The 14,031-nt window shown below is 46.4% G+C and carries 9 protein-coding genes and 1 pseudogene; 4 read left to right on the top strand and 6 right to left on the bottom strand.

Going from position 1 to position 14,031, the window contains the following annotated elements:
* Positions 1-36 precede the first annotated feature (36 nt).
* The 3 genes and pseudogenes from KDM90_RS05730 to KDM90_RS05720 all read right to left on the bottom strand — a co-directional run.
* Positions 37-924 carry a DMT family transporter gene (locus KDM90_RS05730; protein ID WP_212674648.1) on the bottom strand — a complete coding sequence of 296 codons (888 nt, stop codon included), beginning with the start codon at positions 922-924 and terminating at the stop codon, positions 37-39.
* Between the two features lie 229 nt (positions 925-1,153).
* Positions 1,154-1,711 carry a CNP1-like family protein gene (locus tag KDM90_RS05725; protein WP_212674647.1) on the bottom strand — a complete coding sequence of 186 codons (558 nt, stop codon included), beginning with the start codon at positions 1,709-1,711 and terminating at the stop codon, positions 1,154-1,156.
* A 234-nt stretch (positions 1,712-1,945) separates the two neighbouring features.
* Positions 1,946-2,416, bottom strand: a pseudogene (locus tag KDM90_RS05720) (RNA pyrophosphohydrolase); the annotation flags it as partial.
* Between the two features lie 495 nt (positions 2,417-2,911).
* Between KDM90_RS05720 and KDM90_RS05715 the strand changes: the two are divergent.
* Together KDM90_RS05715 and KDM90_RS05710 are read left to right on the top strand one after the other, a co-directional pair.
* Positions 2,912-4,654 carry a proline--tRNA ligase gene (locus tag KDM90_RS05715; RefSeq protein WP_212674646.1) on the top strand — a complete coding sequence of 581 codons (1,743 nt, stop codon included), beginning with the start codon at positions 2,912-2,914 and terminating at the stop codon, positions 4,652-4,654.
* Positions 4,655-4,656: 2 nt separating this feature from the next.
* A complete protein-coding gene (locus tag KDM90_RS05710; RefSeq protein ID WP_212674645.1) occupies positions 4,657-5,301 on the top strand; it encodes a lytic transglycosylase domain-containing protein in 645 nt (214 codons plus the stop codon).
* Here the strand turns inward: KDM90_RS05710 and KDM90_RS18440 are convergent.
* A complete protein-coding gene (locus tag KDM90_RS18440) occupies positions 5,291-5,533 on the bottom strand; it encodes a pentapeptide repeat-containing protein (RefSeq protein ID WP_369123427.1) in 243 nt (80 codons plus the stop codon). The two genes, KDM90_RS05710 and KDM90_RS18440, sit on opposite strands and share 11 nt — an antisense overlap.
* Between KDM90_RS18440 and KDM90_RS05700 the strand changes: the two genes are divergently transcribed.
* Together KDM90_RS05700 and KDM90_RS05695 are read left to right on the top strand one after the other, a co-directional pair.
* Positions 5,434-7,491 (top strand): C13 family peptidase, encoded by a 2,058-nt coding sequence (locus KDM90_RS05700; RefSeq protein WP_369123426.1) that lies wholly within the window; start codon positions 5,434-5,436, stop codon positions 7,489-7,491. The two genes, KDM90_RS18440 and KDM90_RS05700, sit on opposite strands and share 100 nt — an antisense overlap.
* A gap of 318 nt (positions 7,492-7,809) precedes the next feature.
* Positions 7,810-10,173, top strand: coding sequence for a TonB-dependent hemoglobin/transferrin/lactoferrin family receptor (locus KDM90_RS05695; protein ID WP_212674642.1), 2,364 nt, complete (start codon positions 7,810-7,812; stop codon positions 10,171-10,173).
* Between the two features lie 270 nt (positions 10,174-10,443).
* On the opposite strand, the gene KDM90_RS05690 is transcribed toward KDM90_RS05695, so the two are convergent.
* Both KDM90_RS05690 and KDM90_RS05685 read right to left on the bottom strand, forming a co-directional pair.
* Complete coding sequence (locus tag KDM90_RS05690; RefSeq protein WP_212674641.1) at positions 10,444-11,139, bottom strand: hypothetical protein; 696 nt, start codon at positions 11,137-11,139, stop codon at positions 10,444-10,446.
* Between the two features lie 4 nt (positions 11,140-11,143).
* Entirely contained in the window at positions 11,144-13,843 is a 2,700-nt protein-coding gene (locus KDM90_RS05685) for a PEP/pyruvate-binding domain-containing protein (RefSeq protein WP_212674640.1), read from the bottom strand.
* Positions 13,844-14,031: the final 188 nt, after the last annotated feature.

The following is a 14,031-nucleotide window of genomic DNA, read 5'->3' as shown; positions in this document are numbered from 1 at the left end:
GATATCGATGTTTAGTTACACATCAGAAAAGGAGAGTCAGGGAGGAAGCGTTGGTTCAGTTGTTTCGCTATGTTGCTGCCAAATCAGATACAGGCCGCTTAACATGATGATAGCGGCACCGATTAGTACCGAAGCACTCGGATACATCTGCCAAAATACAATATCAAAACCGAGCCCCCAAATTAATGCCGTGTATTCGAACGGTGCAATGATCGCTGGTGGTGCGAGGCGAAAGGCTTCTGTGACAAATACTTGACCCAACGCTCCGGTAATGCCAATACATAAAAATAGAGGCCAATGAACGAGTTGAAGTGGTTTCCAATCCGGCACGGCGAGTAAGCCCGCTCCTAACATAATCATTACCATCAACCAAAACACCATATTCCCCGCATGGTCGGATTTTGCGAGTATCCGTACCGTTATCGCTGAAACTGCGTAACAAAGTGCGGCGACTAATACCATCACTGAACCTAAGCTGAACATCCCATCGCCAGAGGGCTTGAGCATATACAACACCGCGCCCAACCCGATCAAAATAGCAGCCCACTGATTCAAGCTAACTTTATCTTTTAAAAACCAAACCGATAAAACACTGATCATCAATGGTGCAACAAAAAAAATACTGTAGACATTGGCGAGCGAGAGTGTTTCTACGCTCTTGATAAAACTCGCTAGCATTGTGATACCGAGCAAAGCCCGAAATAGATGTAATGGCCAACGTGCCTCAAGCAAGTGCTGCAATTTATTACTCCATACAAGCCAGCTCACAATAAATGGCAAAGCAAATGTCGCACGCATGCAAGTGATTTGCATAGGGCCGTAGTCACGAGTTAGTTGCTTCATTGATGCATCCATAATGGCAAACATCAACACGGCGAGTAACATTGCGAAGATTCCTTTGAGCGGCTTATCGGGTGTGTGCATGGTAGTTTTTTGTTAGGTTCGGGCAGCTGACTTGATTCTGCACGGTCCACTGTGAGAGGTGCCGACTCTGCGTGCTAATATCGATTCAGTCAACCAAGCATTAACGCGGCGCTTCATCAATCTCTATCAACGAAGCGCTGGTTGAAATTTATGAACTCTGTTTGCTTTGAGATCGCTAACCCGTTTGAAGTGAAAATACTTACTCAGTGTACTTACTCAGTGTACTTACTCAGTGAAATTGTCGAAGTGATTGTTTCTGCTGAATGCGTTGGATGATTTTGTCTGCATTGCCAGCGACGCTCCCACCTTCACATACAAAATCCCAAGCCAGCGTGGCATGCTGTTGATTGATGCCACGAGCGCTAAAGCCATCCCAGTTGTCTCGTCTTGACGCGGACCAACTGCCATCATGACGTCCGAATGCGAACAGGCGTTTTTCATTGGAATCGCAGCGCAATCCCTCATAGCTCACATTTTTTGCTCCAGTCGAACTGATCGATACGATCGTGTACCGGAAACTACCATCCGCAGCGACGCTGACCGAGAGTCGATCAATGAAAAAACGTTGACTTTCATTGCTATAAAAAGCAAGCAAATTCTCGGAGATCGGTGACGCGGGAAAGTGGACCGGGCTATCAATCCAGACTTTAACTTCCTTCTCGACAATATCTTGGGAATCAGAATAGGCATAGGAATAGCAAGCTGAACTTGCTAGACACAGGCCTAAGGCAAGACTTTTTGCGACGCCGATGTTCATCCAAGGGAACAGCTTGTTTATTAACATCATGTGCATCCTTCGCAATTTCTAATTCGAGGTAGAGGATTTATTAGTATGAAATACTTCGTTAATCACGACTGTCTCGATATTGATCTCAATCTGACCATCCTTTGGCATCGTCGGTATTTGCGCATGTTCTTGCACAACCGTCGTTTCCACCTTCTGTTCTTTATGTACAGAGGGCTCTACTTTGTTGTCCTGATGACGGCGACGTTGATGGTATGGTTTTTTCTGACCGTCTTGACGGTGCAGGAAGCGTGACAGCTCTTGGAGTGCCATTTGATAAACGCCACGCTTAAACTCAATGACCGTATCAAGGGGAACCCAATAGTCATGCCAACGCCACGCATCAAATTCAGGATGCGAGCTTGCACGCAAATTGACGTCACAATCACGACCAACCATTCGCAATAAAAACCAAATTTGCTTTTGGCCACGATAGTGACCGCGAATTTCGCGTTTGATGAAATGATCGGGGACTTCATAGCGCAACCAGTCACGTGTGCGACCAAGTATCTTCACGTGTTCGGGTAGCAATCCCGTTTCTTCTTCCAATTCACGGAACATGGCTTGTTCCGGTGATTCGCCGTATTTAATGCCGCCTTGTGGAAATTGCCAAGAATGCTCGCGCACTCGCTTGCCCCACCAGACTTCATTATTGGCGTTCAGCATAATAATGCCTACGTTAGGCCTAAAGCCTTCACGATCCAACATGGTTTAACCCCAATTATTTCTTGGGAAACCCATCACTAGTGTTCAAAACATGACAAGTGCATAATCATGCAGATCTTCGCATACAGCAGAAAACCCTGATTTTTGCCTCATTTTTAGCCAATACTCCAAGCTAAAATCGATGTTGTTGAACAAATTGTTAGGGCATCCCAAACGTGGCCAAGGCTTACTCTGTGTTTTGACGGGCGAAATTTTTAGTGCCGAATTCAAGGAGTTTTGCAGAGAATATCTTTCAAAAACCTATTTCGGGCAAAAAAAATGCAATTAAGCAGTCGAAACCATCATCAAAATTGCAAAGAGTGAGCGCATGAGCCAGCATATCCTTTAAAATTGAGTTGATTATAACCTAGGACTTCAACAAAAAAGTTCCAGCGTTGTTGTTTCAAAAAATCCGATGTCGCCAGTCTATCTAAGGTAGCGCGATCTTGGTTAATTTGATGTCATCCCTAACCCTAAATTACTGAAAAGAAACAAGTCATGCGCGCAACACGGTTTTTTATTTCTACTTTAAAAGAAGCTCCAGCCGACGCCGAGATCGTCAGCCACAAATTAATGATGCGTGCCGGGATGATTAAGCGTCTCGGTTCTGGTATTTATAACTACATGCCTATGGGTTTGCGCGTCATTCGTAAAGTTGAAAAAATTGTACGTGAAGAGATGGATCGCTCTGGCGCGATTGAAATGTTGATGCCGGTCGTGCAGCCCGCTGAACTGTGGCAAGAAACAGGTCGTTGGCAAAAATATGGCGCGGAATTGATGCGCGTGAAAGATCGTCATGGTCGTGATTTCATTATTCAGCCGACTTCTGAAGAAGCAATTACCGATGTAGCGCGTCAAGAGATTAAATCTTATCGCCAATTGCCGATTAACTTTTACCATATTCAAACCAAGTTCCGCGACGAACGTCGTCCACGTTTCGGCTTGATGCGTGGTCGCGAATTCACGATGAAAGATGCCTATTCTTTTGATCGTGATTTGGATGGCTTGAAAAAATCTTACCAAACCATGTATGACGCCTATATCCGTATTTTTAATCGCTTCGGCTTGCAGTTCCGTGCCGTCGCAGCGGATAACGGCGCGATTGGCGGGACAGGTTCACATGAGTTCCACGTGATTGCGGAAACGGGTGAGGATGCCTTGGTGTATTGCCCAACCTCAGATTACGCAGCAAATATGGAAGCGGCAGAAGCTTTGTCATTGTTTAGCGAACGTCAAGCTGCGTCACAGGCGCTAACAAAAACAGCGACACCAGGTAAAGCCAAGTGTGAAGATGTGGCAGAGCTTTTAAATATTCCTTTGCAAAACACGGTTAAGTCTATCGTGTTGACTGTTGAAACCGAAGAAAAAGATAAAGTCACTAAACAAGTCTGGTTATTGCTAATACGCGGCGACCATGAGTTGAATGAAATCAAAGCGAGCAAAGTACCAGGCTTAGCTAACTACCGTTTCGCAACCGAAGAAGAAATCGTCGAACACTTTGGTACAAAACCCGGTTACCTCGGCCCGGTGAATACCAAGTTGCCAGTTAAAGTGGTTGCGGATCGCACCGTGGCGATGATGGGCGATTTTGTGTGTGGCGCAAACGAAGAAGATTTTCACTTTACAGGTGCTAACTGGGGGCGTGATTTACCTGAGCCTATGGTGGCGGATTTGCGCAATGTGGTTGCTGGCGATCCATCTCCAGACGGCAAAGGCGTGTTGGCGATTCAACGCGGTATCGAAGTCGGTCACGTATTCCAGCTAGGTACTAGTTATTCCGAAGCGATGAAGGCGACGTTCCTCGATGAAAATGGTAAACCACAAATTTTGCAAATGGGTTGCTATGGCATCGGTATCACACGTATTTTGGGCGCGGCGATTGAACAAAACTTTGACGACAAAGGCATTATCTGGCCGACAGCGATAGCGCCTTTTGAAGTGGTGATTTGTCCTATGGGGATGGAAAAGAGCCCTGCAGTCAAAGAACAAGCAGAAAAACTCTATGCCGATTTATTAGCCGCCGGCGTCGATGTGTTGCTGGATGACCGTGATTTGCGTCCAGGCTCCATGTTTGCGGATTGGGAATTGATCGGTGTACCGCATCGTGTTGTGATCGGTGATCGTGGTTTAAAAGAAGGCAATTTGGAATACAAAGGTCGCCGTGATGCTGAGGCGAGCAATGTTGCTGTCGCAGAGATGTTCAGTTTCTTGACCGCTAAATTGCAGGCGAAGCAAATCTAAGAATGAAGTTAACAAAAGACGTACTGGCGCGAGTTTGTTCTTTAAAAAGACAAACTCGCGTTTGTTTTCTGATCTTATTACTGGCTGTCTCGTCATTGGCCATTGCGGGTAATCAAAAAGAGGAAGCCATCGCTGATTCGGTTCGACTCGCACTTGCTAAAGTCGTCGCCGATCCGCGTCCACCCAAACCGACATTCGATAAAATTGAAGATCGCATTAAATACCTGCATTGGTTAGGCGAAATCTCGGATCGTCTCAAGCGTCGTATGCCAGATAAACAAACGCGCTTGGAATTCCTTGAAACCGTTTGGTATGAGTCTAAACGCGCTGGTTTGGATACGGGTATGGTGTTGGGCTTGATGCAAGTCGAATCAGGTTTCAAAAAATATGCGGTGTCTATCGTCGGCGCACGCGGCTATATGCAAGTGATGCCATTTTGGTCTCGCGTGATTGGGGATGGAGACCCAAAAAAATTATTCCAAATGCAAACCAACTTACGTTATGGTTGTTCGATTCTGCGTATGTATATCGATATGGAAGGCGGCAATTTATTTTTGGCACTAGGGCGCTATAACGGGAGTCGCGGACGTCCAGAATATCCTAACGCGGTATTAGCTAATTGGAAGAATTGGGAGTTTAAAGGCTAGAGATCGATTTCTCGGTGTCGTTATCAACATTATTTTGAGAATGAATCAATGGACAAATCAAACGAAGATGCGACCCAGTCCGGAAATCCGCTTTTAGTCGAAGGACAGGAAATGTCGATTGTGAATGAAGGGATGCGTTTGGACGTGCCAAGCGAAGAGTCGCCCTGCGAAGAGTCGCCCTGCGCAGAGTCGCCCTGCGAAGAGTCGCCCTGCGAAGAGTCGCCCAGCCCAATATTCGCAAATCGAGCGCGATCTGATGTTGAAACCGCCAATAATAAATCTAATTTTCTTGCATTTGTTGTAGCGGTCTTTAGAGCGAGTGTATATCGAAAATTTTCGACTCAGGGATGGGAAGGTTCTTGGGCTTTCTTACTTGTTCTAGTCTTGATATCTGTTCTGATTCAATTGATTGCGGACGTCACACAAGTAGGTAGTCGAGGGCAGATCGTTTTATATGGTATGCCAGGATTACTTTTCTATATTCCTGTTAGTCTTTTGAGTGCGATCATTGTATTGGCGCGAACGCAGCAAGCTCGTCAGTTAAGTGTATTGACTATGATGTTCTCGGGTCTTTATTTGATACATCAGCTATGTTATTTGCTCGCGATCGAAATATATAGACTCGGATTATTGCGGACTTATCTGCCGGATTGGCGGCCGAGTTTTGATTTAGCTATGGCACTGTGGATTAGCCTAGCTGCAGCCATAGCGACGATTAGAATTGTTCGGGTTCAACAAATTATTCGTCGTGCGTTGACCGTCTTCGTTGTTGGCGCTTTGCTGAGTATTCCGCTTTTTGGCATGTACAAAAATGCCTCACTTTGGATTCCTGACTATCGAGCGGATCAAGATGGGGACGAGGGTGCTGTCGTCAGTGACTACGATATCCTCAATCAAGAAGCGATCTTTTATACCCAACCGAGTATTCTCAAGCAGCAGTTAGAAAGAATTCAAGCATCCACAGATGCGGATCCGCAAATGTTTTTCATTGGCGTCGCAGGCTATGCAAGTCAAAATGTTTTTATGAACGAAGTGAAGTTTGTTGAACAATTGTTTCAACAACGATTTAACACGGCTAATCACAGTATTCGCTTAATCAATAATAAATTAACCGTGAATGAAACCTCGATTGCCAGCCTGACAGCTTTGCAGGCGGCGATCGATAAAGTCGGAACGCTGATGCGTTCCGATCGTGATGTCTTGTTTCTGTACTTGACATCGCATGGTTCAAAAACGCACGAATTTAGTCTCGAGTTTGGAGGGATGCAATTTAAGCAGCTTAACCCACAAGTTCTTAAAACGATGTTAGATCAAGCGGGTATTAAGCACCGTGTGATTGTGATTTCAGCTTGCTATTCAGGTGGATATATCGAACCCTTAAAAAATCCCAATAGTCTGATTATTACCTCAGCAGCGGCAGATAAAACTTCTTTTGGCTGTAGCAATGATGCCGAGTACACGTATTTTGGCAAAGCGTTTTTTGTGGATGCCCTCGGCAGCGATCTCTCGTTCGTAGAGGCGTTTGCAGTAGCCAAACCAGCGATCGATGCAAGGGAGAAAAAAGAAGAATACGAGCCTTCGCATCCGCAAATTTTTGTCGGTGAGGAAATTCAGGCGAAGTTGGACCGCCTGAAGAAATCGACAAGGACATCGCAATCGACAGATAAGGAGGAAATCGGCGCTCGCGGATTGGCCTTCGTAGACACAGTTGACCGACAAAGACGTCAAGAATTAGCGCAAAGTCTAATTGATGCCTTCGACAATGAAGCGCAATCGAATGCTTTGCATCGTTTGTGTCTGGATGAACAAGCTTTGACGACAGCAGAAAAAATATACAAGGATAATCCTAGTTACTTTGGCGGTATCTCGCCTTCGTCGCATTCTTGGCCGCTCGTCGTATCTGCGTTAAAGACCTATCAAGAACAAGCGTGCAAGACCTTAGATAGTCGGACATTTTCAGCGGTGCTGGTCGATCATTATGCTAACTCGCATTCGGTCATTGAACTTGAAAAAATGCTGAAATTCTATCGATCAGATCTTGGTCGGCAATCGATCAATACAAATAATGCAGCCTATTTGAAGGCGAATAGGATGAGTTATCGTATCGCAACTGAAAATAACGCTCGTGCGAATGAAGAGTTTAGTCGAGAGATTGGACGCCTTATCGCGGATTCGAATAGAAAAAGGTAGTGCGTTGGGTAGATCAAACTTTATTTTGTTGTGGCAATGCAGTCTGACAAGGCCGATTTGATGCGAGGAACTTGGAATTTGGGCGCCTCGAACGACACTGGCTGCATTGCGATACATCAATGACGTGTATCGATCTTCTAGCCTGTTAGCACAGATACATGGAGTGCTGACAATGTTGTATCTCCTTGGTTATAAAAGAAAATTTCAAAAAAAATCGATGAGCATATAGTTCGAAAGACCTATATCAAACTGCAAACAGCGGATTGACCGTTTTTCTCTCAAGGCTAGACTGACTTCAAACAACATTTTGGAGTCATTATGCTTCTACGTTCTACTTACGAATCGTTTTCTACAGGTATATATGCCCCTCCGAGGGCGTTTGCGTTACGACAATTTCTACAGACTCTTGCTGTGGTCAGTCTGAGTGGATGGCTGGTCAGTACAGCGAATGCGCAGACGACGAGTCTTAGTGTTGATCATGGCGTGGCGGTAAAAAGCGACACTGGAGGGACCCCAAAGCTCGCCCAAACAGTCGTGATCAGCGGAACACGCTACGAACAGTTTGTCGAAAATTTGCCAATGGCGATCGACGTCATTGACCAAAAAGAAATCGAGCGCTCGGGTATTTCAGATATTCGGGATCTGGCCAAGAATCTTGCCAACGTCGAAGTTAAAAGGGCGCCAGCGCGCTTTACTGTGACTGGCGTTGGTAATTCCACTGGGCGCGATGGTAATGCTGGATTTGCTATCCGTGGTCAGGACGGTAATCGCGTCCTGATGTTGATCGATGGTATGCGGCTACCGCGTAGTTACATTAACGGTAGTAATGCTTTTGGACGTGATTCAATCGCGATGAATTTGATTCGCCAAGTGGAAATCGTACGCGGCCCAGCATCGGTGTTATATGGTTCGGATGGTTTGGCAGGTTTGGTCAATTTCATGACTTTAGAACCGCAAGATTTTTTGCAAGAGAAGAGTGCTGCGCCTAAAGATTTTGGCGGCAAATTATTTGCTAATTGGAGTGGTGATGACCATAGCCGTAGCCTTGGTGCTAGTTTGGCCGGTCGTATCAACCCGCAGTGGAGTTGGCTGATTAGTGCCAATGCAAGTAAGGCCAAAGGCTTGGAAAATAAGGGGACGAATGATGTGCCTAATATCGACAGAACGACACCCAATCCACAAGACGATAAAACTCAGTCGGTATTGGCAAAATTGGTGTATCAACCTAGCACGACACAAAAGCACAGTTTGAGTGTTGAGCACATCGATAAGATCTCCGATTTCGAATTGTTGTCGAGCCGCGCCAAGTTGCCAATGACGACGGCTTCCGCGGTCAAAGGCGAAACTGCGCATAAAGAATCGACGCGTGATCGTTTTACCTTAACTGATCGCTATACGCTCAATCATGGCTGGGTCGATCATGTCCAAAGCAATCTCAGCTATCAAGATAGCAGTGCGCAAGACGACGGCGTGACGCATAGAAATACCTTAGCTGATCGTGTGCGTAAAGTATCGTATGCCGAGCAAGCGTGGCAGTTTAGCGTGTTAGCTGATAAGTTGTTCAAATCATCCAGCGATTTCGCACAGCGTCTTAGCTATGGTTTTGATTATTCCAGAATCGACGTTAGTAATTTCTTTGATGGTGTGGACCCCGGCAATGCAGATTTTACGCCACGCAAATATTTTCCTGATACCCGTGATTCAAGCCGCGCAGTGTTTGTGCAAGATGAGATCTTTGCAGGCTCATGGATCATCACACCAGGCTTACGCTATGACCATTTTGATTTAGACGTCAAAACGCAGGAAGGCTTTGCACCTCCGGCCAAAACACCAGCGAAATCGCTATCAGGTTCGGCAGTCGTTCCGAAGTTGGGCGTGCTGTATAAGGTCAATGCGGATTGGAATGCCTATGCCAATCTAGCTGGCGGTTTCCGCGCCCCAAATGCGCAGCAGATCAATGGGGTATTTGATAGCTCAACTGTGCCGGCAGTGTTATTGGCGAATCCTGACTTAAAGCCTGAGAAGAGTCAGAATGTTGAAATCGGTGTGCGTGCTTTATTTGAAAAATTCAATCTCGACGTGGCCGTGTTTAGTGGTCGTTATACCGATTTGATTTACGATAAAAAACCCTTAGGTGGCAAAGGCGTTGCGGGGGATCCAGCGATTTTTCAAACTGTGAATGTGGATAAAGCCAAAATAGATGGTTTCGAAATCCGTGGACAAGTTCAATGGGCCGAGTTTGCAGGTGGTCAATGGAGTTCGCCATTTTCTTATGGTAAAACTCGCGGCACCGATCAAGTTGCACATACGCCTTTGAGTGCGATTAACCCCAGCAAGTTCTTCGCTGGTCTGCGTTACACCACTGATAGAGTCGATTGGCAATTGAATGCACGTCATCAAGCGGGCAAGGACGAAGCAGGTTTGAGTAGTCCTTATTTGCCTAAGCCTGCTGTACCGCCACGTGTGCGTCAATTCTTGGTGCCAAGCGTAACGACTTTGGACATGCAATTGCAATGGACTATGCAAAAGAACTGGCGCCTGAATGTTGGTGTCGACAATATTAGCAATAAGAAGTATTGGAATTGGAGTGATGTGCAAGGCCTAGCCGCGAACTCCGTGGTGGTTGATGCCTATACGCAGCCGGGTCGTTACTATCATGCTTCTTTGGTGGTGGGATTCTAAATTGTTGGTGAGTTTGTTTGTTCTTGCAAGGGTTTGTTGTTACTGAACGTCCCTCACCCTAACCCTCTCCCGCTTGCGGGAGAGGGGACTTAATGTATTCCTTGAAATAGGCAATCGTCGTGATATTGATTGCTAAATTTGAACAGTAATCTGCGCTCATAAATTTCGTTTGAAATCCCCTCTCCCGCAAGCGGGAGAGGGCTAGGGTGAGGGTAGTTCAGCGATGTGTACAAACCAAGCAACGACGCAAACCAAGCAATGCCTAAAAAATCAACGCGTCAACTGCTTTCCCGTTTTCATATCAATCAAAATAACAGAACTAGTTGTATCGGTGTTGTCGGCAGCGGAAGACGTCAGCTTTAAATGCAGCACCGAAGTCGCCCCCGTATTTTCTAACTTGCTAAGACATGGATACACAGGTTGCGCAAATTGCTGTTCCACAATTTGGCGTCGAATATCGAGATTGATAATTTGAAATTTCCCCTGCTGATCTGCACCTGCCACATACGGGCGCTGTGGATCGAGGATGAAACAATCTAAAGCCGTGCTCAGTAAAGTTTTGCGCGGTGCAAACAACTGGGTATCGGCGATCCCTTCGCCCATTTGATAATCATGTACCCAGCCTTGATAGACGGGTTCTGCTTTGGGGTCATAACTGAGCTCCCATAATTCTGCAATATCGGATAACACCAGAATAAAACTTTGACGCTGTTGGTGGTGCAAGATGGTACTGAGTTGAGAATATTTCCCCTGTTTGTTTTGCAAGCGAAGTACGCGCAGTGTTTGTTTTGTGCTGCGATCAAGGATGCGGATTTGGTGTTTATCTACATCCTCAAATAACTGATATTGCTTGGTTTCTAGACGCGGGGTTGCGCTGTGAATATCGCTTGATTGCGCCATGACGTCAGTATTAAAAATACCTAAGCAAGCCGTGAAAAGTAAGTGCAATGTAAATAGTCGTGACATAGTTTTACTGACTTATTTTGCTTGATGTTAAGCGATAGAGGCGCCCAGCTGGGCCGTCAATCATGACCTCATCCCCATCCTGTAGTTGTGTTGTAATGCCAGGCAAATTGACTATCGTTGGGATACCTAGTTCGCGTGCAACGATCGCACTATGAGAAAGATAGCCACCCGTTTCAACGATCATCCCACCCGCTTTTAAAAAGATGGGTAGCCAACTGGGGTCTGTACTGAGCGCAATCGCAATATCACCTCGTTTAAGCTTGGCGATCTGTGCAGGTGATTCGACCAAGCATACTTTGCCACGGTAACTGGCCATGCTGACAGCGATACCTTGCCATTCTTGTGTAGCGTCATTCTGTACCATGTTAGTGTTAGGAAGACTGGGTGAGGCATTGGCGGAATCCTTGGCAACCATGCCTTGCGCTGTTTGAAGTACCACATCGCGCATAGGCATCGCATCCCATCGCGCGATCTGTTGTTGTCTATCGGCGATACGATGTTGCATTGCTTGCGCAAGATGCTGACTAGTATCACTGTTGGACAGAAGCTTGTCGATTTCAGCATAATCCAAATCAAAAACATCTATGCTATTCGAAATGCTGTTTGTTTCTTGCAAGCGTCGCCCAGCTTCTAACATTAGGGCACGAGAGCGCTCTAATAGCAGTCCAAAATGGCTGCGTGCAAATTCACGTTGGTTGCATTCCATTTTGGCTTGTTTCTGCATGAATTTGATCATACTAACTTGTCCGAAGTGGCATTGCGCTTTGATGGTTTTCCACGCCCAGGCGATTTGTTCGTGCTGTCGTTTTTGTAAGGCATCCGCATCGACTTCTGCTAAATGGAGTATGGCTAGATGCAGAGTGTCAGGTTGTTCGCGCCAGCTCGGACGGGAAACATAGGATTCATAATTGCCGCGATGGCCGTAGCGTGCCAAAAACTCAGTATATGCTTGTTGAAAGGCTGGGCTACACCTTTGGATATCGATCTCTGTTAGATTTCCTCGCAGGAAATCGAGCGCGACATGATCGTTCAGCGCGATTTTTGCTAGGCTGAGTAAGTCAAAGGCTTGTTGTGCGCTGACACTCTTTTCACCTTCACTCATTAATGCGGCGACTAGCGCCTTGGCATCTTGCGGGCAGGCTTTATCTAAAAATTTTTGCAATTGCATGAGCGTGCCGCTGGCACCTTGCATCAGGCAAAGCCCGCGATGCCGCAAGTAGGTATAGCGTGATCGCTCACGAATTTCTTGCTGCAGTGCGGCATTGCTCAGTGTGGATAAATCCTGTTTGCGCCACGCCAAACTCTCTGCCTGAATTGCTTGCGCTTCTTGCATACCGCGCCGTCGATAAGCGGGGAAGCGAGTCAATGCTTTTGCATAGTTGCCTGCGACCTTGAGGTAATTTGTCCAAGCTCGTTTTGGAATCGGAATATTGGCTTGATGCCCACCAAAAATGAAATTGACTTCGTCGGGATGAAGATTGAAATGCTGGTAAATTTCCCATTGAATAACAGAGGCGTTCAGATAGACATGACCGTCAAATTGTGCAGCCCGTTGTATGCCAATCGGAACTTGAACGCCCACGATTTGTTGCGCGAGCGTGAGCATTTCGTTCACCGCGACAATCAAGGGATCACGTTCACTGATCTTAATCGCGAAGGGCAAAATTTCTTTGGTATTCCCATTTGTCCACATCGTTGCGTGCTGTTGCAAGTAGGGATAGGTGTATAGCCCGCGCGCACTGATAGGGCGTGCTTGCACCAAATAGAATTGCTGACCGTCGAAGACCCATTCAATATCAAAATAGGGAGCTGAATAATCCATCGCCTTGGCAGTTTCACTGGCTAATTGGGCCAGTGTCATGGCTTGTGCGTCAGATAAAATCGTGTCAGTTTGACTGGGTGCGTGGGGCTGCGATTGTGTATGCTGCGCGTCAAACATCTGCATCGTGTTGCTATGCACAGAACGCCGACCAGCGATATGCCAATCCTGATGCGACCAATCATGTTGCACGATAATGTCTTCGCCATTGACTTTGCCTGCTACTAGATCATCTGCCAAACCTAACACGCTGCTGATCAATAATCTGTCTTCACGACCGTCACGCGGATCGCAAGTAAAAATCACACCAGCCGCATGACTCTCGACCATAGGCATAATCACTACCGCCATATTGGCATCGGAATGCGGAAATTGAATCTTATCGCGATAGGCGCAGGCTTGTGGCGTCCATAAGGACGCGATCACTTCTAAAATGGCGCGTTCTAAAGCGGCAAGTCCTAATACATTGAGTTCACTTTGATGAATGCCAGCGAATGAATGTTGTAGTCCATCTTCGCCGATCGCAGAAGAGCGCACCGCAAGCGTTTGTTGCTGCCAGTTTTGTGCAGTGAGAAATGCTTCTAATGCACTTCGGAATTGGCCGTTAGCGTCATCTTGCGTAGACGACTGGGTAATCGCATGACGAACTGTGCCTAAGGCTAATTCTGCCTGCTCCGGCTCATCCTTGAACTGTGTGCAGGCGGCTATCGCCTGGGTCCAGATCGCATCGGGAATCAGCGCACGGCAGTAGGCAGCCGGCATAACAAAGCTGATCGGCACCGGTAAACCATAACGGTGCAAACGAGCAAGTTGCGAACCTTTACCACCTAGTTGTGGATATTGTTCTGGTGTGGCTTGACGACAATCGATCAAGCTCGGATTCATACAAAGTTCGTTTGTAGTCATGGTCAATGTTCTCGATAGCATGCATGGCTTGTCTGAGAGCTCTGCCTATCTGCGAAGTTCATACGTGCAGCGTTTTGAGCACAGCGCTATTGCGCATAATATGGCGCCCTAGATGCAAAAGTCTATCAGTGAATATGCCTAACAATGAACTGGTAAATATAAAAAAA

Source organism: Affinundibacterium fentianense (genome assembly GCF_018139545.1).
Taxonomy (GTDB): domain Bacteria; phylum Pseudomonadota; class Gammaproteobacteria; order Burkholderiales; family Burkholderiaceae_D; genus Undibacterium; species Undibacterium fentianense.
Note: the sequence above shows the minus strand (reverse complement) of the source record. Positions and strands in the feature narration are given on the sequence as shown.